Annotated in this window: 19 protein-coding genes and 3 pseudogenes; 8 read left to right on the top strand and 14 right to left on the bottom strand. The window is 70.4% G+C overall.

What is annotated here, in order from left to right; genetic code table 11:
- Nucleotides 1-13 precede the first annotated feature (13 nt).
- Genes ACWD5D_RS41655 through ACWD5D_RS41645 form a run of 3 tightly spaced genes read left to right on the top strand, consistent with a single transcriptional unit; the run spans nt 14 to nt 1,661 of the window.
- Nucleotides 14-820: an SDR family NAD(P)-dependent oxidoreductase gene (locus tag ACWD5D_RS41655; protein WP_451377968.1), complete on the top strand. Its 807-nt coding sequence runs from the start codon at nt 14-16 to the stop codon at nt 818-820.
- Between the two features lie 17 nt (nt 821-837).
- Nucleotides 838-1,158 carry a Dabb family protein gene (locus ACWD5D_RS41650; RefSeq protein WP_451377967.1) on the top strand — a complete coding sequence of 107 codons (321 nt, stop codon included), beginning with the start codon at nt 838-840 and terminating at the stop codon, nt 1,156-1,158.
- Nucleotides 1,155-1,661: an ester cyclase gene (locus ACWD5D_RS41645; RefSeq protein WP_451377966.1), complete on the top strand. Its 507-nt coding sequence runs from the start codon at nt 1,155-1,157 to the stop codon at nt 1,659-1,661. The genes ACWD5D_RS41650 and ACWD5D_RS41645 overlap by 4 nt, the downstream gene beginning before the upstream one ends.
- A 120-nt stretch (nt 1,662-1,781) precedes the next feature.
- Here ACWD5D_RS41645 and ACWD5D_RS41640 read toward each other — a convergent pair whose 3' ends face one another.
- The 5 genes from ACWD5D_RS41640 to ACWD5D_RS41620 form a co-directional block, all read right to left on the bottom strand.
- Nucleotides 1,782-2,459 carry a Crp/Fnr family transcriptional regulator gene (locus ACWD5D_RS41640; RefSeq protein WP_451377965.1) on the bottom strand — a complete coding sequence of 226 codons (678 nt, stop codon included), beginning with the start codon at nt 2,457-2,459 and terminating at the stop codon, nt 1,782-1,784.
- 114 nt (nt 2,460-2,573) lie between these two features.
- Nucleotides 2,574-3,938 (bottom strand): cytosine permease, encoded by a 1,365-nt coding sequence (locus ACWD5D_RS41635; RefSeq protein ID WP_451377964.1) that lies wholly within the window; start codon nt 3,936-3,938, stop codon nt 2,574-2,576.
- Nucleotides 3,939-3,968: 30 nt separating this feature from the next.
- Nucleotides 3,969-5,414: an oxamate carbamoyltransferase subunit AllG family protein gene (locus tag ACWD5D_RS41630; protein WP_451377963.1), complete on the bottom strand. Its 1,446-nt coding sequence runs from the start codon at nt 5,412-5,414 to the stop codon at nt 3,969-3,971.
- Entirely contained in the window at nt 5,411-6,961 is a 1,551-nt protein-coding gene (gene fdrA / locus ACWD5D_RS41625; protein WP_451377962.1) for an acyl-CoA synthetase FdrA, read from the bottom strand. Before fdrA ends, ACWD5D_RS41630 begins: the two co-directional genes overlap by 4 nt.
- Entirely contained in the window at nt 6,958-7,875 is a 918-nt protein-coding gene (locus ACWD5D_RS41620) for an oxamate carbamoyltransferase subunit AllH family protein (RefSeq protein ID WP_451377961.1), read from the bottom strand. The genes fdrA and ACWD5D_RS41620 overlap by 4 nt, the downstream gene beginning before the upstream one ends.
- Before the next feature lie 132 nt (nt 7,876-8,007).
- On the opposite strand from ACWD5D_RS41620, the gene ACWD5D_RS41615 reads away from it, so the two are divergent.
- A complete protein-coding gene (locus tag ACWD5D_RS41615) occupies nt 8,008-8,943 on the top strand; it encodes a carbamate kinase (protein ID WP_451377960.1) in 936 nt (311 codons plus the stop codon).
- Nucleotides 8,944-9,122: 179 nt separating this feature from the next.
- Here ACWD5D_RS41615 and ACWD5D_RS41610 read toward each other — a convergent pair whose 3' ends face one another.
- The 6 genes and pseudogenes from ACWD5D_RS41610 to ACWD5D_RS41585 all read right to left on the bottom strand — a co-directional run bounded on the left by ACWD5D_RS41610 (nt 9,123) and on the right by ACWD5D_RS41585 (nt 16,401).
- On the bottom strand, nt 9,123-9,776 hold the full coding sequence (locus ACWD5D_RS41610; RefSeq protein WP_451377959.1) for a GntR family transcriptional regulator: 654 nt from the start codon (nt 9,774-9,776) through the stop codon (nt 9,123-9,125).
- A gap of 229 nt (nt 9,777-10,005) precedes the next feature.
- On the bottom strand, nt 10,006-10,428 hold the full coding sequence (locus tag ACWD5D_RS41605) for a ricin-type beta-trefoil lectin domain protein (RefSeq protein WP_451377985.1): 423 nt from the start codon (nt 10,426-10,428) through the stop codon (nt 10,006-10,008).
- 6 nt (nt 10,429-10,434) lie between these two features.
- Nucleotides 10,435-11,682, bottom strand: a pseudogene (locus ACWD5D_RS41600) (alginate lyase family protein); the annotation flags it as partial.
- An 86-nt stretch (nt 11,683-11,768) separates the two neighbouring features.
- Complete coding sequence (locus tag ACWD5D_RS41595) at nt 11,769-13,184, bottom strand: ricin-type beta-trefoil lectin domain protein (RefSeq protein ID WP_451377958.1); 1,416 nt, start codon at nt 13,182-13,184, stop codon at nt 11,769-11,771.
- 565 nt (nt 13,185-13,749) lie between these two features.
- On the bottom strand, nt 13,750-15,126 hold the full coding sequence (locus ACWD5D_RS41590) for an FAD-binding oxidoreductase (protein ID WP_451377957.1): 1,377 nt from the start codon (nt 15,124-15,126) through the stop codon (nt 13,750-13,752).
- Nucleotides 15,127-15,432: 306 nt separating this feature from the next.
- A complete protein-coding gene (locus ACWD5D_RS41585) occupies nt 15,433-16,401 on the bottom strand; it encodes an antibiotic biosynthesis monooxygenase (protein WP_451377956.1) in 969 nt (322 codons plus the stop codon).
- 116 nt (nt 16,402-16,517) lie between these two features.
- Between ACWD5D_RS41585 and ACWD5D_RS41580 the strand changes: the two genes are divergently transcribed.
- Entirely contained in the window at nt 16,518-17,084 is a 567-nt protein-coding gene (locus tag ACWD5D_RS41580) for a nucleoside deaminase (RefSeq protein WP_451377955.1), read from the top strand.
- A 56-nt stretch (nt 17,085-17,140) separates the two neighbouring features.
- Here the strand turns inward: ACWD5D_RS41580 and ACWD5D_RS41575 are convergent, their stop codons facing one another.
- Nucleotides 17,141-17,710, bottom strand: a complete 570-nt coding sequence (locus tag ACWD5D_RS41575; protein WP_451377954.1) for a carbonic anhydrase — start codon at nt 17,708-17,710, stop codon at nt 17,141-17,143.
- 400 nt (nt 17,711-18,110) lie between these two features.
- Between ACWD5D_RS41575 and ACWD5D_RS41570 the strand changes: the two genes are divergently transcribed.
- The gene (locus tag ACWD5D_RS41570; protein ID WP_451377953.1) at nt 18,111-19,061 is read left to right on the top strand and encodes a DUF2510 domain-containing protein; all 951 of its coding nucleotides are present in this window, start codon (nt 18,111-18,113) and stop codon (nt 19,059-19,061) included.
- Between the two features lie 61 nt (nt 19,062-19,122).
- Here ACWD5D_RS41570 and ACWD5D_RS41565 read toward each other — a convergent pair.
- Nucleotides 19,123-19,368 (bottom strand): annotated as a pseudogene (locus ACWD5D_RS41565) (amino acid deaminase/aldolase); the annotation flags it as partial.
- Nucleotides 19,369-19,548: 180 nt separating this feature from the next.
- On the opposite strand from ACWD5D_RS41565, the gene ACWD5D_RS41560 reads away from it, so the two are divergent.
- The gene (locus tag ACWD5D_RS41560) at nt 19,549-20,208 is read left to right on the top strand and encodes an MSMEG_1061 family FMN-dependent PPOX-type flavoprotein (RefSeq protein WP_451377952.1); all 660 of its coding nucleotides are present in this window, start codon (nt 19,549-19,551) and stop codon (nt 20,206-20,208) included.
- Nucleotides 20,209-20,706: 498 nt separating this feature from the next.
- The gene (locus ACWD5D_RS41555; protein ID WP_451377951.1) at nt 20,707-21,891 is read left to right on the top strand and encodes a type III polyketide synthase; all 1,185 of its coding nucleotides are present in this window, start codon (nt 20,707-20,709) and stop codon (nt 21,889-21,891) included.
- Between the two features lie 232 nt (nt 21,892-22,123).
- On the opposite strand, the pseudogene ACWD5D_RS41550 reads toward ACWD5D_RS41555, so the two are convergent.
- Nucleotides 22,124-22,480 (bottom strand): annotated as a pseudogene (locus ACWD5D_RS41550) (ATP-binding protein); the annotation flags it as partial.
- Between the last annotated feature and the right edge of the window lie 96 nt (nt 22,481-22,576).

The raw sequence follows: 22,576 nt of genomic DNA, 5'->3' as shown, positions 1-22,576 counted from the left end.
ATCGGAGACTCGCATGGATCTCGGAATCGCCGGCTCCACGGCCGTCGTCTCCGGCGGCAGCACCGGCATCGGCAAAGCCGCGGCCGCGGCGCTGCTCGCCGAGGGCACGGGCGTCGTCCTGCTCGCCCGTACCAAGACCACCCTCGACGAGACGGTGGCCGAGCTGCGGGCGCTGGGACACCCTGGGCCCGTCGTCGGCATCCAGGCCGACGTCACCGACCGGGCCTCGGTCGAGGCGGCCGCCCGCCAGATCGAGCTGGAGTTCGGCCGCGTGCAGATCCTCGTGATCGCCGCCGGGCACCGGATGCGCCGGCTCGACCGGCAGCTGTTCTGGGACGACGACGACTGGGCCGGCGACCTGGACGTGAAGACGGTCGGCATGCTCCGGATCATCCGGGCGCTGCACCCGCTGCTGGACAAGAGCGGAGCCGGCCGGATCGTCAACATCGGCGGGGTCGCCGGCGAGACGGTCTGGGAGGGAGCCCTCACCCACGGCCTCAACAACGCGGCCATGCACCACGCCACCCGCTACCTGGCCCGCGACCTCGCGCCCGAGGGGATCACCGTGAACGCCGTGGTCCCCGGACTGGTCGCCACCGAGTGGCGGGCCGGCTGGGCCACCGCGGCCGCGGAGAAGGCGGGCAGGACGACCGAGGAGTTCCTCGACGCCTACCTCGCCAAGCTCGGCGTGCTGCTCGGCCGGTGGGCCGAATCGGCCGAGGTCGCCGACGCGGTGGCCTTCCTGGCATCCCGGCGGGCCGGCTACATCACGGGCACGTCGCTCGTCGTGGACGGCGGGATCACCGTCAACGCGCTGTAGAACAGAAGGAAGCCACCATGATCGAACACATCGTCGTCGTGAAGGCGCGACCGGGCGCGGAGGAGGCGGTGACCGAGGCGCTCGCCGAGTTCGCCGAGGACATCACCGTCCTGCCGGGCCTGATCGAACTGACCGTCGGCCCGAACTTCCACAAGCGGTCCCTCGACGCAGGGGTCACGCACGGCATGCTGGTACGCCTGGTGGACGAGGACGCGCTGGACCGCTACCAGAAGCACCCCGTCCACGCCGCGCTGTTGCCCAAGCTGGACGAGACCTGCCTCGGCCGGACCGTCCTGGACTGGGTGGTCGAACAGGACCCGGCGGGGACTGCGGCATGAGCGCGGTCCGCAGCCTGGTCGCCGCGGCGCTGCCGCCGGACGTCGATCCACTCAGCTACACCCCGCAGGAACAGGCCAACATCGACCTGATCCTGCGGCTGCGGTCGGTGCCGTTCGCCGAGCGCAGGACGTTCATGCGCCCCGGCATGCGCCATCACCGCTGGGGATTCGCGTCCTTGGCGGACATCTCCGGCATGAAGGACGGCCGGGGATACGACGCCCACTCGATCTCCGACCGCGTCGACACGATCGAGGACGTCATCGCCAAGGACGACCGCGTATGGGCGGTGTGGACCCTGCGGGGCACCCACACCGGCCGGCTCTTCGGCATCCCGGCCACCCACCGAAAGCTCGAGGTCCTCGAGTGCGGCGTGTGGCGCATCGAGGAGGGCCTGGTCGCCGAGGCCTGGTTCTTCGGTGACGAGCTGGGCCTGCTGCGTCAACTCGGCGCTCCCATCACCGCGGAGCTGCTCCGCGTGCGGGTCGACGGCACGTCTCAGTAGCGGCGTACTCCACCGCGGGAAGTGAGCGGCAGACTCCGCATCCGGCGCACACCACGGCCGCACGGCTCCTCTGGGTCAGGAGCCGTGCGGCCGTTCAGCCGCTCCCGGCACCGAGCACGGTCACGCGTTCGCCTTGTGCGTCAGTCTGGCGAGGTCGAGGATGACCAGGCAACGGGGTTCGAGGCGGACGACGCCCCGGCTGGCGAGTTCGGACAGGGACTTGTTGACGCTCTCGCGTGATGCCCCCACGTAGTGGGCGAGTTGCTCCTGGGTCAGGCCGTGGTCGACGCGCATGCCTTCGGATGTCGGGGTACCGAACTTCTCGGCCAGATCGAGGAGCATGCGGGCGACGCGGTGCGGGATGTGGCCGTGCAGGAGATTTTCCAGGGCGTCGTTGATGCGCCGGACCCGGCGAGCGAGCAGTTGCAGGAAGTGCCATGCCGCGTCGGGTTCCTCCTGCAGCCATTGGCGTACGGCCGACGCCGTGAACTCGGCCAGTTCGAGGTCGGTCAGCGCGGTCGCCGTGGCCTTGCGCGGCGCCGGGTCGAACAGGGTGAGCTCGCCGAGGAGGTCGCCGGGACCCAGTACGGCCAGCAGACTGTCACGGTCCGCGCCGTTGGGGCGGGTCATCCCGATCTTGCCGCGGATGATCACATACATCGACGTGCCGAGATCGCCGAGCCGGAACACGACCTCGCCGCGTTCGAGACGCCGCCGCTGCGACACCTTCTCCAAGGTGCGGGCCGCATCCGGACGCAGCCCGGCGAACAGCACTGTGTTGGCCAGGATCTCGTCCACGCCTCCATGGTATGGATCGTCCACGACGCGTACCAGAGTCCGTCACGCGCTGACGCGCACCTGCCCGCTGTGGTTGGGGCAGGTGCGCGTCGACGTGTGCTTGGGGCGCGAGGTCTACTCGGCCGCCCCTTGGAGCTGCTCGGCCGGGGCCGGAGTTCCCTCGGGACGGCGGGACACGGCCCGTTCGAGGGCGGCGTAGGCGAGGACGGCGACCACCAGGCCGGTGACCGCGTCGGACAGCTGTGGGGCGTACCAGTGGGCCACGCCCGCGGCTGCCGCTCCGACGGCCCAGGCCAGGAAGGCGGTGGGGCGCACGGCCACGGTGGGCCGTTGGTCCATGGCGCTGCGGCCGCCGCGGGCGAAGAACTGGTCGGCGATCAGGACGCCGCCCAGGGGCGGGACGAAGACGCTCAGGATGACCAGCCAGTCCAGGAAGTGGTTCCACACTCCGGCGAGCGCGGCCACGGTGCCGATGAGGCCGAGCACGATCGTCATCAGCCGCATCGTCCTGCCCGTCAGATGGGACCAGCCCAGGGCACCGTTGTAGAGGCAGTGGCTGCACACGGAGCCGAGGTTGACGAAGACGAAGACGGTGGCGAGCACGTTCAGGGCCGAGGAGTGCTGGCCGGTGAGGAGCGGCAGGAAGTTGCCGCCCACGGTGGCCGGTGCGGCGATCGCGCCCGCCGCGACCACCACACCGCCGGTGACCTGGGCCACCATGCTGGCCACCGGGAAGGCGCTGATCGTGGCGAGAACCGCCTGCCTGCCGTTCTTCGACCAGCGGGTGAAGTCGGCGGTCATGGTGCCGGAGTCGGCGAAGGTCGCCATGACCAGGGAGACCGCCGCGCCGAAGGTGAGTCCCGCGTTGCCGCCGACACCCTGGTAGGAGAAGACGGCGCCCAGGTCGTGCTCGCCGGCGGCGATCACCAGGGCCGCGATGCCCGCGATCACGAACAGCGGGGCGGCGACGGCGCCCAGCCAGGACAGTGCCTTGATGCCGAGGTAGGTCAGGGCTATGAAGCCCAGCCCGGCCAGGCCGGCGACGAGTTGTTCGTGCCATCCGAAGGACTGGTGCAGGGTCGCCCCGGTGGCACCGGTGTTGAACGCGAACCAGCCGACCACGATGGTGGCGAGGAACGCGGAGGCGACGACGTAGCCGGCCCGGCCGAAGGTGCGCGTGGCCTGGAGCGAGAAGCTCTCGCCGGTGGAGCCCGCGCGGTGGCTGAGGATCCCCACGTACAGGAGCATGACGAGGTTGGCCGCCGCGATGGCGGCCAGTCCACGCCAGAAGCCCAGCATGGCGACGACCACGCCGCCGGGGACGGCATTGGTCAGGATCATCGGGAACCCGAACCAGACGGCCGAGACCGTCAACAGCGACTTGCGGCTGCCCGCCGGGACCGGGCTGTGCTCGTACTCCGGGTCGAGCTCCCGGGCGGCGGAGGCGTCCTGCTCCGCGACGTTGTGGTGTGTGTTCATCGTGTGTGGGCTTCCGGGTGGGCTCGCGCGTCAGGCGAGGGCGTCGGCGAGGGCGATGGCTGCCTTGGTGAATGCCTCGGCGGGCGGGTGGGTGATGCCGGCGCCGATCATGCCGATGCCGGCTTCCTTGTGGGCGATGGCCGTGTTGATGATCGGCAGGATCCCGGTGTCGAGGACCTTGCGGACGTCGATGCCGGTGGGCAGGCCCTGGAAGTCGAGGGCGGGGATGGTGACGTTGGGGTTCTGCGCCGTGGTGATCTCACCCATGTCGCGGGTGTAGCCCATGGCCTCCTGCACGGTGCCGCCGACGAGGGCGACGATGGCGGGCGCGGCCGACATGGCGAAGCCGCCGAAGCCGTACGTCTCGGTGATGGCGCTGTCGCCGATGTCGAGGCCGGAGTCCTCCGGCTTGTACCCGGCGAACATCGGGCCGACGACCTTCTGCGCGGGGCCGGTGAACCACTGGCCGGGCAGGCCGGCGACGCGGATGCCGAACTCGACGCCGTTGCGGGCCATGGCGGTCAGGACGGTCGAGTACTCGACGCCGTTGGCGGCGTCCAGCGCGGCCTTGGCCATCCCCAGCCAGGTCGGTCCCGAGAAGTAGTCGGAGCTCGCGACGAAGTCGAAGACCTCCTTCTTCTGCTCGGTCGTGAAGGACGACTGGAGCAGCCCGGTGGCGAGGGCCTGGAAGAGCAGCAGGGTGCCGGCGCCGTTGCGGTTGTGGCACTCGTCGCCCATGTGGATGGCCTGGGAGAGCAGCAGCCGCAGGTCGATCGGGCCGGTGAACTCGACGGCTTCCTTCAGCATCGGGCCGAAGACGTCCCGCATCCAGATCAGGCGGTCGACGACGCTCTGGTCGTTGGCGCCCATCCGCAGGATCTTGGCCATCTGCTCGGACAGGTTGGTGTACGCCGTGTTGCCGTGCGTCTCGTTCTTGATGATGTGCATGTACATCGACGCGGACGTGACACCGGCCATGGAGCCGACCGCGTTCATCTCGTGGCACGGCTTGAAGGTGATCGCGCCGGACGCGGCGACCTGAGCGGCCTCGTCCAGGTCCTTCGCCAGGCCCTCGAAGACGATCGCGCCGGTGACGGCGCCCTTCATCGGGCCGTTCATCCGATCCCACGTGATGGGCGGGCCCGCGTGCAGGATGGTGGTCGGCGTCATGCCGGGGACCACGTCCAGGGCGCGTCCGAAGCCGACGAGCATCGGGCGGGCGGACATGATCCGCTCGACGGCCTCGGCGTTGGCGGCCTCGATCTTCTCGGCGAGCTCGGGGCGCTCCAGGACGTCGAGGGCGCGTGCGGCCTCGGCGTCGCCGCCGCCGGGCGGGGTCCAGTCCAGCGTCGTCACCTGGGCGCCCTGCGCCGTGATGTCCGCGTCGAACATGGCGAGGCCGACGTTGACGACGTTCAGGTCGCTGCTGAACAGCCGGGCGGCCGCGGTGAGTTCGGTGTTCTGCTCGGTGCTCATGCCTGCTCTGCCTTCTTCGCGATCTCACGGGCGAACCGGCCCGTATCGGTGCTGCTGCGGGTGACGGTGACGCCGGCGGCCGTGAGGGCCGCGATCTGGGCCGCGACGGAGGGGGTGTCCAGGTCGGTGCCGAGGACGTAGCCGATGATCTCCAGGTGGCGGCCGCCCGCGGCGGCGATCCGCTGCGCCTCCTCGATGGCGGGCAGGGTGGCGCCGACCGGGTCCTCGTGGGCGCCGAAGCCGAGCACGAAGTCCATGACGACGGCGGCGACCTCGGGGTCCTTGGCCTCCTCGACGAGCCGCTCCAGGCGCGGGGTGGGGTCGATCATCGGGTGCGGACGGCCGTTGGTGAAGTCGTCGTCACCGAAGTCGAGGAAGGTGTGGCCGGTGCTGGGGGCGGCGGCGGTCAGCCGGTGGGCGGGGTCCTTCTGGATGTTGCTCCAGACCTCCGCGCCCGCGTCGCGCACCGCGTACATCGTCTCGTCGCAGAGCGTGCCGCCGCAGAACAGGCCGCGGACGTAGCGCTGGCCGGCGGAGAGCCGGGCGACGACCTCGGCCGCCGCGGCCTCGGCGTCGAACGCCTCGGTCTCGGTCTGCTCGACGCCCGCGAGCCGGACGGCCTGGCGGGCCGCGTCGAGGCTGCCGGCGGCGAAGTGCCCGCCGGCGGCGGCGACCGCGTCCTTCGAGCCGTCGATGAACCAGACGACGACGGGCTTGCCCGCGGCGGCGACCTCGGCGAGGACCTTCTTCTCCACCGAGGGGGCCGGCGGCTTGGAGACCAGCACGATGACGTCGGTGGCCGGGTCGGCCGCGAGCGCGCGGATGCCGTCGGTCATCATGATGCCGCCGACCTCCTCGCTCAGGTCGCGGCCGCCGGTGCCGATCAGCTGCGAGATCCCGCCGCCGAGGGCGTGGACGCGGACGCTGACCTCCTGCGAGCCGGTGCCGGAGGCGGCGACGATGCCGACGTTGCCGGGCCGTACCTTGTTGCCGAAGCACAGGGCGACGTTGTTGATGATGGCGGTGCCGCAGTCCGGGCCCATCATGAACAGGCCCTTTTCGTGGGCGAGGTGCTTGAGCGCGACCTCTTCCTCGACGGGCACGTTGTCGCTGAACATCATGACGTGCAGGCCGTTCTCCAGCGCCTTGCGGGCCTCGCGCCCGGCGTAGGCACCGTTGACCGCGATGATGGCGAGGTTCGCCCCCTCGACGGCCTGCGCGGCGCTCGCGATGGTGCGGTACGTGACCGCGCCGGCCGCGGCGGAGGCGGGCGCCTTGCGGTGCAGCAGATCCTCGACCTGCGCCAGCAGGGCTTCCGTGTCGGCGCCTTCGGCGGTGACGAGGACGATCATCAGGTCGCCGTTGCCCGCGGCGCGCAGCTCGTCGGAGAGCAGGCCGAGATTCTCCAGCACCCCCTTGTTCATCTCGGTGCCCATGGCGGTGAACGCCTGCTCCACCCCGTCCAGGCCGTTGGCCTTGGTCGAGACGGACATCAGGGACACGGAGTCGAAGTACGTGTTCTTCCGTACGACTGCTGTGGTGCTCACAGCGAACCTCGCAGTTCTTCTTCCAGGTGGAGCCCGGCCACCAGGCCGGACAGGGTGTCGCTGCCCGAGGTGTGGCCGATGGCCAGCACCTTGCGGACAGGAACGTGCAGATCCCCCGGTGGATGACCGTTCGCCAACAGGCTCAGCAGGTCGAGGAGTTCGGAGCGGGCCCGGCCGTCGGCCGCCTCGCCGACGGTCGCGAGGCCGAGGTCCGTGGTGCGTCCGGCGTGGTCGGCCAGGACGTCGCGCAGTACGGGTACGAAGGCGGCCAGCTCGCTGCCCGGCAGTGCGGCGAGCAGGGCGAAGCCGGTGAGGAAGTCGTCGCCGGCCGGGGTGAGGCCGGGCCCCAGGCCCAGCAGGGCGAGGATGCCGCGGCGGATGCGGGGGCGGTCCCCGAGGCGCACCGCGGCGAGAAGCGTCGTACGCCCTTCGTGCAGCGCGCGGACGACGGCCGCCTCCATCGGGCCCGCGTCGGGCGTCGCGCCGAGCATGCCGCCGCGGGCGCCGTACGCGTGGTTCAACCGGTCGAGGGCGACGGCCGCTGCCTTGAAGTCGTTCGGCGTGAGGTGGGCGAGGGACGGGGTGACCGGGTCCCAGGTGCGGGCGCCGGTCGTCGTCAGGAGCAGGGGCCGGGACGGGACGGCGAGCCCGATGCTCCCGGGCGCGAACGTCACGCTCTGGCCGGCCGCCAGCCCCAGCCCCCTCCAGTCGGCGATGTCGGCGACCAGCGTCCTGGGGGCGTCGCCGCCGTCACGGGCGGCCAGCGCGATCAGCGTGCCGTGCGGCGTCAGCACGTTGACGACGCGGGTGAAGACGGAGTGCACGGAGCCGGACCCGGTGGGCTCGCGCAGCCGGTCGAGGAGCGCGGCGTCGCCGGATCGCACGCGCACCCCGATCGGGTCCTTGCGGCACATCGTCGTGCCCTCCTCATTACCGTACGTAAGCGTCTGTCCGTGACTCTTCCCGGATCAGCACTATTGGTATACCAGATTGGTATACCATTCTGCCTTCATCGGCGGAACACAAGCACCAGCAAGGGAAAAATCATGCGCATCGTCGTCGCTCTCGGAGGAAACGCATTGGCCCGACGCGGGGAGCCGATGACGGCCGACCATCTGCGCGCGAACGTCCGGAGCTCCTGCCAGGCACTGGCGAGCCTGGCCCGCGAGCACGAGGTCGTCATCACGCACGGCAACGGCCCCCAGGTCGGCCTGCTGGCCCTGCAGAACCTCGCCTACCAGGACGTGGCGGCCTACCCGCTGGACATCCTCGGCGCGGAGACCCAGGGCATGATCGGTTACGTCATCCAGCAGGAGCTCTCCAACGCGCTGGCCGGCGAGCGCGAGGTGGCGGCCCTCGTCACCACGACCGAGGTCGACGAGGCGGACCCCGCCTTCGAGCGGCCGACCAAGCTGATCGGCCCGCAGTACTCGGCGCAGGACGCGGCCGAAGCCGCCGCCGAGTACCGGTGGACGATCGCGCGTGACGGCGCGGCGTTCCGGCGTGTGGTCCCCTCGCCCGTCCCGCTGCGCATCATGCAGGCGCCGCTGGTCAGCAACCTGCTGGACAACGGCACGCTCGTGGTGTGCGTCGGGGGCGGTGGCGTGCCGGTGCGCACCGACTCCAAGGGCCGCCAGATCGGCATGCAGGCCGTGGTCGACAAGGACCTGGCCAGCGCCGCGCTCGCCGCCGACCTCAAGGCGGACATGCTGATCATGCTCACCGACGGCGATTTCGTCAGCGAGAACTGGGGCACGCCCGAGCAGCGCGACATCCTCACCGCCTCGCCGGAGGGCCTGGCCCGCCTCGCCTTCGCCGAGGGCTCGATGAAGCCGAAGGTCGACGCGGCCGTGCGGGTCGCCGAGGCGGGCGGACGCGCCCTCATCGGCCCTCTGGAGCGCCTGGACGACCTGCTGGAGCGGCGCGTCGGCACGGAGATCCGGTCCGACGTACCGGAAGGCATCGTCTACGTCGGAAACTGACGCATTCGGTATACCAATCCTCGTCCCCACGAACCGACCACCGCGGCCGACCACCGGAGCCGGCTGCCGGAACCGGCTACCGGGACGGGACGCCTGAAGAGGAACACCGCCGTGCCGCGGGAGAACCCGACGGCCACATCCCCGTCATCCTCACCCGGCGGGCCCGAAGGCGGCGGCCACTACCGCGCCGCCGCCTTGCGCTGGTGTGCCGCGACCTTGTCCCGGCTGGCCGCCAGGTGACGCGTCGTCAGCTCCCCGACGCCCTCCACGTCCCGCGCCTCGATCGCCCGATACAACTCCTCATGCTCCTCGGCGACGGCGGCGAAGTCGTCATGCTGCCCCAGCAACCAGCGCATCCGGCTGCGCAGCGTCGAGTACAGCTCGCTGAGCAGTGCGTTGTCGGCCAGCTCGGTGGCGGTTTCGTGGAAGTCGGCGGCCGCGCTCCGTGCGCGCGCTCCGTCGCCCACGGCGGCGGCGGCCTCCTCGGCATCGAGGTCGGCGCGCAGCTTGGCGAGGCCCTCGGGGGTACGACGCTGTGCGGCGAGCCGGAACGCGAGCGCCTCCAGGACGGACCTCACCTCGCTGAGGTCCGAGATGTCGGAAGGGGTGAACTCGCGGACCACGGCCCAGGTACGCGGGCGCGGCGTCACGAGCCCCTGGTTGACCAGGTCCCGCAGAGCGTCGCGGACAGGCAGCCTGCTCACACCCAGCTCGGCGGCGATCTCCCGCTCCACCAGCCTGCTGCCGGGTGCCCGCGTCCCGTCGATGATCTGATCGCGCAGGGTGCGCATGACCCGCTCCGACTCGGGTGTGAATTCCTCAACGCCTGCCATCCGACCATTTTCGCATCGGAGATCGTGTCCGCGACCAGCACCCCTCGGCGGTGGCACTCCCGCTCGACGCCGACGCCTTCGGGCTCGGGCTCGGGCTCGGGCACGACCCTCGGCCCCCGACCGCCGTGTCGGCCCACCGCGCCGACCGCGTCAGGGTCCGGAACATGCGCAACTCCGAGGTGCGGAACCCGCGGGGCCGGCACCCACGGGTTCCGGGGCCCGCCCGGGGCTATGGCGTGGGCAGGGTCCACTGCTGCCACGCGCCGGCGCCGCAGTCCCAGATCTGGAGCCGGGTTCCGTTGGCGGAACTGCGGTCGGTGGCGTCCAGGCAGCGTCCGGAGTTCGGGTTGCGCAGGGTGCCGTCGGCCTGAGGCTGCCACTGCTGGGCGCCGGTGCCGTTGCAGTCGTAGAGCTGGACCTTGGTGCCGTTGGCGGTGCCCGCGGCCGTGATGTCCATGCACTTGCCGAGGGCCTTCAGGGAGCCGTCACCGGCGACGGTCCACTGCTGGGCGCCGGTGCCGTTGCAGTCGTAGAGCTGAACGGCGGTGCCGTTGGCGCTGTTCGCTCCGGCGACATCGACGCACTTGCCGCCGATGCCGACGATCGGGCCGACCGGGGTCGGCGGCGGCGGGGGCGGCGGGTTGACGGACACCACCTCGGGGTTCTCGGCGTTGGTGAGCGTCTCCCACGCCACCCAGAGGTTGTTGGTGCCCTGCGGGCGGTGGGACTCGGTGTACGACTGGGTGTTGGGCATGGTGTAGCCGTACCGGTTGTGCATGGCGTTGAAGCCGGGCTCGGTGACCGGGCCGAGACCGCGGTTGAGCGAGCCGTTGCACAGCCAGGACGGCACGGCGGCGCCGTTCTCGTACGTCGTCTGGAAGCCGAGCGCCTGCCGCAGCCGTTCGCCGACCTCCGGGTAGAGGTCCTGGCCCTGGATCAGTGCCGTCTCCGCGACGTGCGAGATCGAGGAGATGCCGTACCCGGTGTGCACGAAGTCCCGGCAGGTCTCCTGGGTCAGCCCGGTGACGAAGGTGGACTGGCCTTGCCAGTAGCCGATGATCTTTGAGGGCGTGTCCAGTCCGCTGCCCGGCACGGTGTACGGGTACTGGCCGTCCGAGGACAGGTAGACGTACGCCTTGGTGCGGTTGAGGTAGCGGGCGATCGCCCGGTCGTAGTCGGCGTGGTCGTCCAGGAAGACGGAGATGCCGACCGCGGCCTCCATCATCACCAGCTCCCAGTTGCCGTTGCTGTTGGAGCCGTTGATGATCTCGGGCAGGTAGACGTTGCGCAGCATGTCGGAGAAGCGGGTGATGTCCGCAGGCGCCCATCCGTTGTAGGTGTACCGGATGATCTCGGCGGCCCGCGGCCACGACGCGCCCGCCCAGCCGGTCTGGAGCGGGGCGTTGCTGTTGGTGTGGTCGGTGATCACCGAGGACCAGGCGTTCATGATCTGGACGGCCTTGTCCGCGTAACGGCTGTCGCCGCCGATGTACCAGATCAGGGCGTCCGTGTACGCGGCGATGGCGTCCTCGCGCTCATCGGTGCAGCCGTAGTTGGGGTTGGAGACCGGTCCGCACTCGACGACCGGCCGAGGCGCGGGGACCCGGGAGAGCGAGGCGTAGCCGCTGGACTTCATCTGGTTCCAGGCGCCGGCCCAGGGCTCGGCCCCGGCCTGCACCTTGCTCTTGACGAAGTCCAGTTGGGAGCGGCTGACGAACACGCCGGGGTGGATGAAGACGGCCGGGGACGGGGCGACGTCCGCCGACACGGTGCCGGTGCCCTGCGCGGCGGCCGAGGGGGCGAGCGCCCCGCCGAGCAGCGCGGCGATCGCGGCGAGCGTCGCGGCGACGGCGGTGGCCGCGCGGGCGCGCCGGGAGACCCCGGGGCGCCCGCTGACCGACCGCACGGTCCGGGTACGCCGCGCAGGGCGTACCCGTCTGAAGAGGGAACGCAGCAACATGGCGGTGCCCTTTCAGCTTGGTCGGAGCCGGCTCAGGCAGCCGGAAGGGTCCACTTCTGGTTGGCGCCGCCGGTGCAGGACCAGATCTGGGACTGGGTGCCGGGCGTGGTGGACCAGCCCGTGTCATCGAGGCACTTGCCGGACTGCGGGTTCAGCAGGCTGCCGTCGGTCTGGGGTACCCAGACCTGCGCTCCGCTGCCGTTGCAGTCGTAGAGCTGCACCTTGGTGCCGTTGGCCGTGCCGCCCGCCGTGACGTCGAGGCACTTGCCCAGGACCTGCAGCGTGTTGTTCGTCTGGTCGACGGTCCAGTTCTGGGCGTTGGTTCCGTTGCACGTGTACACCTGGATCGCGGAGCCGTTGGCGGTCGACGCACCGCGGTCGTCCAGGCAGAGGCCGGCGTATCCGGTGATCGGGCCGGTCGGGTTGATGCCGCCGCCACCACCGCCGCCGGTGATGGTGTTGAACGTGCTGGTGAACTGGTACGGGCTCTGCGACACACCGCTACAGCTGTCGGAGAGAGTGCCGTTGGTGGCGCACGCCTTGTCCCGGCCGAGCGCCCAGAACGCGAGTTGCTGGATGCCGTTGGTCTTGGCGAAGTTGGCGACGGAGGTGGCGTTGGCGGTGGTGAACACCTCGTTGATCGAGTCGTTCACACCGATCATGGGGGTGTTGCCCTCCATGGCCCACAGCTGGGCGGAGGTCTTGGACGGGTAGATCTGCGCGAGCTGGCTGTGCAGGCTGTTGGCCGCGCTGATCGCGGCGGCGCCCATGTTCGACGTGTTCTGGTAGTAGTCCATCGTCATGACGTTGACGAGGTTGATGTCGACGCCGCGCGACTTGGCGTTGTTGAGCAGCGCCAGGTTGTCGGCGTCGAGGCCGCTGGGGTCCGTCGCCAGCGTGTAGTTGACCGCGATCCTCTTGCCGGCGGCCGCGTAGTCGGACTGGATCTGGGCCAGCGCCTGGTTGCGGCGGTCGATGGCCGCGGTGTCCTTGATGGGCGCGCCTTCGATGTCGAAGTCCAGACGCGTCAGGTTCAGCGTGTCGATGACCCGCTTGTACTGCGTCACCAGGGAAGACACCGAGGTGCACGCCTGGCCGAGTTCAGTTCCGCTGGCTCCGCCGAAGGAGGCGATGACGTCGCCGCCCTGGCCGCGCAGGCTGTTGATCGCGCTGGTCCAGCCCGCGTCGCTGATCGAGATGTTGCCGTTGAACGTGGCGTTGCAGGTCCCGTCGCCGATGACGAACGCGAGCGAGTAGTACTTGTTGCCCGTGGCGTTGACGGCGTTCGCCATCGCGGACGGGGAGTTCCACGTCTCGATGTAGGGCGCGGAGTACTGGGCGGGGAAGCCGGGGCCGGGGTTGGCGGCCGCGGAGGCTTGGGGAGCCGTGCCCAGGAGTGCGATCGACGCGAGGACGGCTGCGGGGGCGAGGCTGTGCCTGATGCGCATGAACGCTCCATCAGTTGTGGCCGGATATGGGGAAGTTCGGCCGTGCACGTGCGGTGGTGCAGCAGTTCGGTGAGCAGGAGTGCAGTGAACTAGTGAAGGCGGCGCAGCGCAAGAGAATCGACAGGAAACGTTCCTGTCTTCTTTTCAGGGTGACCTTTTCGCCCGTTCGACCTGGTGAACACCGCACGGACCGCTGCCGCCACCCTTCCGTGCCCCTTCAGAAAGTGGCGCGACAAGCACCCGTATGCCGTCCTGACGCCGTGCTACGTACGGGAGTTCAACGCAGCGCGGCCGAGCGCCGAACGAGCGTGGGGTGCCGAGGAGTTCGGTGTTCGGTGTTCCAGGCGGACGGCGTCCCCCGGAAGGAGACATGGCGGAGGGACCATGGTGGCCGCGCTGCCTGCCGGAAGCCGGTGTGCGGGCGCCGAGCGCACGCTCCCCCGTTGTTGCCGCCCTATGCCGACGGGCACAGCACAGGCCTGATGGGCTGTCCTACGCCCCCTGCTCCTTGATCGGCGGTCGGCCCATGGAGTGATCGCAGAGCGACCCGCACAGCGCAGTGGCGCTACGGCGCGGCCTCGTCCGGCGACAGGTAGGAGCAGAAGACGCCGTCAGGGTCGTACCGCGCCCTCAGGCTCTGCAGGCGCTGCCAGTCGCCCGCGGTGAAGGAGCGGCGGGCACGGGACGATGCCGCGGTAAGGTCCGCCTCGGCGATGTAGTGCCCCGTCCCGAGGGGTTCCACCCTGTGCATCGCTTCCCGCAGCCAGCCGATGTTGGCGGCGTCCTGGCGGGGGTCGTCCCAGACGGCGTAGGGAACGACATAGCTCTCCCCGAGCACCGAGAAGGCCATGTCCGGCGGCGGCCGGCCTGCCGGCGAGAACGGCGCGAGGACCAGCGATCGCTCCGAAGGGGCCGAGTCGACGACATCCGCGAGCGCGCTGAGCAGCGCGGGGAAGTCAGTGTCCGACCACAGGGTGTCCGCCGCATACCGGAGTTGCGGAGGCCACATGGCGGCCGAGGAGTCGTACAGGGCCTGGAACGTCGTCGGCTCGTCCAGTTGGCGGGAGAGGGAGCTTCGGCTCAGGGGGCAGTGGCGCAGCGGCAGGAGGAACTCGCCGGCTTCCTGTCGCGACGCGGCGAAGGCGGTACCGGTGACGGTCACCGCTTTGGGGCCCGGCTTCGTACCGGGATCCGCCGTGCCGAGGGAGAAGCTCAACTCGACGTTCGGGGAGAGCCCTGCGGCCAGCTCGGTGCCCCAGTGCGTCACCTCGGTGAGGTTGGCGAGGGGGAAGGTCCACCTGGTGCTCGTGATCGCGCCGGGGTGGGGGTACAGCCTGAGGCGGAAGGCGGTGACGGCGGCGAAGAAGCCGGGGCCCGCGCCCCTGGCCGCCCAGAACAGGTCCCGGTGCTCGCTCTCGCCGCAGGTGACCGGCTCCCCGTCCGCGGTCACGGCTTCTATCTGCTCGACACTGGCGCACGCCGGCCCGCGGACACCGGAATTCCAGCCGAGCCCTCCGCTGAGGAGGTATCCGCCGACGGTGACGGATCCGCAGTGGCCGGTGGGGAAGGCGAGTCCGTGACGGCCGAGTTCCGAGGTGAGCTGCACGCCCGTGACGCCGGGCTGCACCGTCGCCGTCGCGGAGGCGGGGTCGACGGCGCAGCCGCGGAGTCCGGACAGGTCGATGAGCATGCCCCCGTCGCGCAGGGACGACCCGCACCAGCTGTGCCCCCCGGACCGGACGGCGACCTGAAGGCGCTGGGACCGGGCCAGACGCACCGCTTCCACGACATCACCGGCCGACGCCGCGCGAACGATGACGTCCGGGAACCGCGCCGGTGTGAGCGCGTTCCACACGACGGCCCTGCGGATGTCTTCGTAACCGGCCTCGTTCCGCCGTACCGACACTCCCCCGGGACCGCGAATCTGCGTGTAGCGGCTCATCCTGCGCTCCTTGCCCCGGTACCCGCGGCCTGCACGCCTCGGACGGAGGAGTTGCGGAGACCGCCGTTGTACACGACGCTGAAAGGACGTCGCTATTGAGTGACGAGCCAGGGAATTCAGGCCTTTACAGCGTACCGCGCAGCCCGCGGGGAAACGAATCGCAGCGGGCAACAATTGCCACAGTCACCGTGAAATGCTTCGTCATGAGGAACATCGGCGAATTCGCCCGCCCTCGAGAAGTAGGCGGATCCACGCCACATGATTTCAATGCGAATGCGGACCCTTGAAATGACCGACGGGCAGTCCTCAGACGGTGAGGCCGAAAATCACGAGAAGGGCCGCGTAACACACCACCAGGACGGCCACACCCGCCAGGTCGGTGCGGCGTGAACGCGGCCGGTCGGGTGCCAGCCAGAAGGCCAGGGCGCGATTGACGACCAGCGGCATCAGAAGCCAGGTCAGAATCGCGACGCTCAGCATGTTCGAGATGAAAAGGCCGAGGTAACCCGGCACACCGGCATGCGTGAGGACGCGCCCTACGGTGAGGTTGAGCACCATGACGGTGGGGTAGAGCGCGAGAAGAACGGACATGGCCTGCTTCCAGTTGGGCGGGACACCCGCCTGCTCCCCTTCGCCGAAGCGGAACCACCCGCTGAAGGCCGAAGCGATCTCGCGGATGTCGTAGTGGGCGAAGTAGTCGCGCCCCTCGTCCAGCAGTTTCCTGCGGACATCCGACTGCAGCCACTGGTCGAGGTGTTCGCGGGTGTCGAACCGGAACACGACGACCCAGCGGTCCTGGATGCCCTCGACAGGCGCGAAGAGTTCGGACCCCATGAAACCCCGGGACCTCTGCTGGGCCCTCAGGACCTTGTCCTGCCAGCGCGCGAAGTCCCGCTCACGGCCTCGCCGCACCGCGTGGGAGACGACGGCCGTCACGGCTTCCTGGGCCGGTTGCCCTCCGCGCAGAACCTCCTGGGACGGCTCCTCCTCGAACAAGTCACGGCCATCGTCGAGGAGTTCCCGGCGTGTGGCCGACCCGAGCCAGGCGCTCAACCGGTCGACGTCCGAGAAGCGGAACACCACGACCCACTGGTTGTCCTCGGCGGAGTCGGGCGGGTACAGCTCCGTCCCCTCGAAGCCGTCGAAGGCCCCTACGGCCCGGTTCACCTGTTCCTGCCAGCTTTTGTAGTCCTCCTCGCGACCGGGGACGACCTTCTGCGAGGTCACCACGGTCGCTCCGGCGGCACCACGACCGCGGTTTGCGCTGGCGCTCATACGGAGTAGCGTATCCACAAAGGAACTTATGGGACAAATGGAGAAAACAGCCTCAAGCTACTGAAATACTTTGCAATCGATATAAATGTCGGAGCCAGTGCGGAGTGGAGGTCGCCATGGGTCACAAGGAGTTCCTGGCGGAAGCGGTACAGCTGGCCACGGAGTCGGTGGAGCACGGCTGGGGCGGCCCGTTCGGCGCCGTGCTCACCCGGGACGGCGAGATCATCGCCCGTGGCCAGAATCGTGTGCTCCTGACCGGCGACCCGACCGCACATGCCGAGGTGGAGACCATCCGCAAGGCGTCCCAGCTCCTCAACCCGGAGGCGCCCACCATCTCGGAAGAACACCAGAACGAGGGCACCCTGGAATACGTGCCGCGCCCCGAAGGCTCCCCCGACCTGGTCCCGGAGCGGGCCCGGATGCTCCAGGGCTGTTCGATCTACATCAGTGGCGCACCGTGCCCCATGTGCATGAGCGCCATCTACTGGTCGCGCATCGACAACGTCTACTTCAGCTGCGACCTGGACGCCACGCGGAAGATCGGCTTCGACGACGCCTTCCAGTACGAGGACTTCCAGAAGCCGCTGGACCAGCGACGAATCCACATCGAGCAGATCCACCCGGAGCTGGGCGCGAAGGCATACGAAGCCTGGGAGACGAAGCCCGACCGTCACGCCTACTGAATCCGGCAGCCCCCTACATCGCCGAGATGGCTTCAGGAGGGCGCGCCGGTCAGCCTTCAGGAGGGCGAGCCGGTCAGCACCTCCACCTTGCCGGTGTCGAGTGAGTAGTACGCGCCGACCACCGCCAGGGAGCCCTTGCGCACAAGTGGGGCGAGGTCCGCGTTGGAGCGAAGCGCGGTGGCGGTCAACCTGACCTGGGCTCGCGCCATCGTCTCGACCGGGTCGGCGCCGCCTTCCCTCACTGCCTGCTCGTACGCCGGCCGCAGAGCCTTGACGATCGCCTGCAAGTTGCCGGGCAGAGGTTTGCCGTCACGCATGGACTGGTAGGCCGCCTTGACAGCGCCGCAACGTTGATGTCCGAGGACGACGATGAGCGGGGTGTCACTCGTCATGGGCCCGTACTCGACAGAACCGGTGACCACCAGATCGACCGCCTGGCCGCCCGTGCGCATCACGTACAGGTCGCCCAGCCCGGTGTCGAAGAGAAGTTCAGGCGGCACTCGGGAGTCGATGCACGAGAGAACCGACCCGAAGGGCTTCTGTTGCTGAGCCACGAACTGACGCCGGTCCGGATCCCGGTCGGGATGCTGAAGGTTTCCGCTCACCCAGCGCCCGTTGCCGTCCATCAGTCTCGTGAAAGCGGTGGCGGGCGTGGCCGGCCGCTGTCCGGGCGAAGCGCTGGCCGGCGATGTGGCGGCGCTCGTCGATGAGCACCCCGCGAGGGCGACCGCGGCGCCCGCGAGTGAGCCGGCAAGCAGAGCTCTACGGTCCGCACGCCCTGCTGTGCCCATCGGTCGTTCCCCTCTGCGTCGTTCGAACTCGTGCCTGCCTTCAGACCAGGGCAATTGTTCAGCCTGGTGGGGGCGAACTGGCGTCAGGCACGAGCCGCGCGGGCCGCATTGCCCCAGACGGCCCGCAGAAACGGGGGGTCTCGGGCGCGTAGGTGACACCGCTGCGAGACGGGCGGGACGGGTCAGCCTCGGTCGCCGCGCCGTCAGTGCGTGAGGATAGGGTGCCGCCGTGGACATGGCGACCTCTGGGTGGTATCCGGACCCGTGGCATGAGGGCGGCGGCCCGGTCGGGCAGAGGTGGTGGGACGGCACGACCTGGACCGAACATGTGCGGGCGCCGCAGCCGCCCGGCGGGGGCAAGCGGCGCCGCGGCCCGGTCGTGGGCCTCATGGCCGGCGCCCTCGTGCTGATCGCCGGGGGTGTCACGGCGGCGGTGGTGCTGACTGGCGGCGACGGCGGCCGCGAGGCACCGTCGGCCCACGGGTCCGCCTCCCCTGACCGGCACACGCCGAGCCCGTCGGCGTCGCAACGCGCCCAGCCGAGCCCGTCGGCGTCGCATCGCGCCCAGCCGAGCCCGTCCGGATCCGCGGGCGAGGACCGCCGCAGTGGCGGGAGCCGGCCCCCGGGGCAGCGCCCGGCCGTCATCGGACACGTCGACGACACGGTCAACGGCCTTCGCGTCCCCGTGCTGCGCGGCTGGCGGGGCACTTCCACCAAGACCGGCGCGGGCCTCGGATACGGCACCGTGTACCACTGCCCGGCGGTGCCCGCCGACTACTGCCTGCCCGGCGGGGCGTACACGCGGGCCATCGCCCATCCTGGCGACCTGACCCTCAAGGAACTGGCAGAGGCCGAGATCGGCGAGGTCGCGCGGAGCACGTACGGTGTCAACACGAGCGGCCGGAAGGACTACGGCGGCATCACCGGACATCGCCGGACCGCCGAGGGGGCTGTGACGGTCGCGGGCCGCAACGGGTACTTCATCCGCTGGGAGGTCAGCACGGGCAAGGGGCTCGGCGCCGTCGTGGAAGCGGTGGTGTTCCCCTCGCCGCGGGTCCAGGGCCGCTATCTGCTGCTCGGCTTCGGCTTCGACGACAACAGCAAGGGCCCGTCCGTGACGGACATGCAGTGGATCACTGACGGCATCGAACGCCACGACGGCGGCGGCAGCGGCATCAACGCCTGACGCCGTGGCGCCGCCCGGCCGTCACAGGAACGTCCGGCCCTCGCCGCGGTACGTCGGCGCAGTCGCCGTGACCGTCCCGGGGGGCGTACTTCAGCTCCTCGGGCAGATACGGGACGGGCAGCCGGTCGCGGCCCGCGGTGCCCGACGCCGGACAGCCGCCGCTCAGCACGGTCACCACCCCGACACCCGGCCTGCGCACGACCGGCTGGGCGAACAGCGCGGCCGGACGCCCGCTGGACGAGGGGGAGTTGTCGAACAGCCGCGGCACATACAGCCCCTGGCCCGCCGCAATCTCGGTCACCGCGTCCCGCCGCCGTCGATCCGGCGGGAGAACGGGCGTTGGCGCGGCAGCCCGCGGGAGGCAGGACGGGACATGGCCGCGCGGGCCCGTTTGATCTTCGTACACCAGACAACTCGCGCGGCGTCTCCATGTCCCCGCACTCACCGGCCGAGATCAATCGCAGGTCGGCCCATTAGGGTCGGGGGCATGACGCCACCCCTTGCCGACAGTGCCTTCGACTCGCTGCGCCTCGACGCCGTGCCCGACCAGGAGGCGCTGCGCCGGGCCTATGAACTTCCCAGTGACGCGGCCGTGCGCAAGCAGATGACCGAACTCACCGAAGAGACCCAGCGGTTGATCGGATGCTCATCGCTGGTCCTGGTCGCCAGCGCGGACGCCGAGGGCAACTGTGACGTTTCCCCGCGCGGCGGCCCCGCCGGGTTCGTCGCCGTCCTGGACAGACGGACGGTGGCGATACCGGACGCGACCGGCAACAAGCGTCTGGACACCCTGCAGAACGTCGTCGCCACCGGACGGGCCGGGCTGCTGTTCGTCATCCCGGGGCGCACCACGACGCTCAGGGTGAACGGCCGGGCCTGCGTCTCCACCCGCCCGGAGCTGCTGTCGCAACTGACCGCCGTGGGCAAGCCGCCGGCCAGTGCGCTGGTGCTGGGGATCGAGGAGGTCTACCCGCACTGCCCCAAGTCGCTCCTGCGCAGCGCCGCCTGGAAGCCGGAGCAGTGGCTGCCGGCGGACGCCCAGCCGACCTCGGCCGAGGTGACGCTGGCCCAGTTGCGGATGCCGGAGCTGACGATCGCTGACATCGAGCAGGCGGAGGCGGATTCGCTGAAGTACCGGTACGAGTAACGGGCCGACCAGCGATTGCCGAACCACCAGCCCCCCGAACCCTCGGGCCCTCCGAACCCCCGGACCGGCACGCCCCGAGATCAGTCGCGAGGCAGCCCGAAGTGGGCGGCTGACGATCCAGTCCCGGTACGGGCCACACGCTGAGCACCGCATGCCGGTCGTCATGTGGGCGTTCAAGTCGAGTGGCCCGTGCGGCCAGGGGGTCTCGCCCGGCTCCGGCGGCAGTGACCAGCCGGCCTTACCGGCTGACGGAAGGTCATGTGAGACCTGCGGAACCGCCCCGAAGGGCCCCTGTTTCAGCGGTGTGTGCCGTGTCACGCGCTCCAAATGCTGCCTAAGTTGTCTGCATCACAGCGCAAATGTCCCTTTGGCGTCCATGCTCGAAACGGACTTCGCGCCCGAAGTGGAGCCCATCGGCGACCTCTTGGACGCGAAGCCCAAAGTGACCCATGACACAGCACTCGTGATGTTCCTCCTCCCCCGGGAAGGTGCCCCATTATGGCCGCTTACCTCTGTCCTCCTGCCGTGATACACGGCGAACACACCGTGGAGACCAGCCAGATCGTGGCGGAGGTGCGCGACCGGCACCCGCACGCGGCGTGGACGCCGCGGATCGACGGCATCGCGGCCAGTACGGGCATCGAGACCCGCGGGTGGATGCTGCCGCTGGAGACCGCCGTCGCGCCGGGCAAGGGCGGCGGTCTGCGGGCTGTCGGCATCGGGCCGGCCCAAGAGGCGCTGGCACGCGACGGGTTCACCCAGCAGGACGTGGAGCGCGTGATCGCTGCCCTGGAGGCGATACCCGCGCCACAGACCGTCCAGGAGCGCACCGCGCCGGCCTGGGAGGCCGTGCGGTCCTACGGGGAGCGTGCGGCGCGCGGGGCCCTGCAGATCGCCGGGCTCGACGCCGCAGACATCGACTGCCTGATCACCAGTCACTCCACCACCCCGGCACTGCCGGGTCTGGACATCGCCCTGGCCAACAAGCTTCCGCTCCGCAACGACGCGATGCTGCTGCCGGCCACGCAGTGGGCGTGCGTCGCGGGGACCCGCTCGCTGGCGCTGGCGGCGGATCTCGTGGCCGCGGACCCCGACCGGGTGGTCCTGGTCGTGATCGCGGAGGCGCTGAGCACGACGTACCAGCCCGCGGACGACACCCTCGAGTCCCTGATCGTCCGGTTGCTGTTCGCGGACACCGCGGTCGCCGCGGTGGTCACGGGCCGCCCGAGGCACGAGTCGGTGCTGCGACTGGACTCCGCCTGGCACCACACCCTGCCCGGCACCCAGGACCTGCACCGCCTGGACACGCGGTCGGACGGCACCCACTTCGTGATGGACCGGCGCGGGCCGCGCGCCGTACAGGAGACGGTCACCGCGATGTGGGAGTGGCTGCGCGTCCGTTACCAGGACGACCCCGACTCCTGGCACCCCGACGTGCTGCTGGCGCACCCTGGCGGGACCCGGGTGCTGGAGTACATGGAGCAGACGATGCCCGACGCGTGGCCGTCGGGGCTGCTCGACTACAGCCGGGACAGCTACACCAGCGGCAACCGTGGGGGCGCCGCCGTGTTCGACATCATGCGGCGGGCACACGACGCCGGGCAGAAGTCAGGCAGTCGCGCCGTCCTGTACGCGGCGGCACCGGGCCTCACCGCCACAGCCCTGGAGGGCGAGTGGCTGTAGTGCGAGCCCGCGCCGCCCGCACCGGCGGACGGGCCCTCCGCGTCCCCGGTACCGCCACCGGTACCGGGGAGGGCACCGTCCGTAGCGTCGGGTGACGTCGGGGGACGACGGGTGACGTCGGAGGATGACGGTGTACGCCGCCCGTACCCTCGCCGCGCTCCCGTACGCCGGCCGCGCCCCCGCTCCGCAATCGCGCCCCGCTCCGCAGTCGCGCCCCCGCCCGACAGCCGCGTCACCTCGCGACGTCCGCCCAGACCACCTTGCCGGTGTCCGTCCACCGCACGCCCCATCGGGTGGTGAGCCTGTGCACGATGTGCAGGCCGCGACCGCCGTCGTCGAGGAGGCCGCCCCGGCCCAGGCGTGGCCTGCCGTTGCCGGTGTCGCCCACCTCGCACAGCAGGCCGTGACCGGCCCTGATCAGCCGTACCGTGATGGGACCGGCGGCGAAGCGCACCGCGTTCGTGACCAGCTCGCTGACCAGCAGCACAACGTTGTCCCGGGTGTCGTCCCTGGTGCGCCATTGCCGCAGCCGCGCGGAGACCTCCGCGCGGGCACGCGCGGGGGCGTCGTCGCGGGCGGGCAGCCGCCAGCACACCGGCCAGTGTGACGATCAGCAGGACGGTGGTGACGTCCGGGACCAGTCCGGCGGCCAGCAGGGCGATGCCGGCGAAGGCGATCGCGAGGG

Source organism: Streptomyces sp. NPDC002520 (assembly GCF_053595235.1).
Note: the sequence above shows the minus strand (reverse complement) of the source record. Positions and strands in the feature narration are given on the sequence as shown.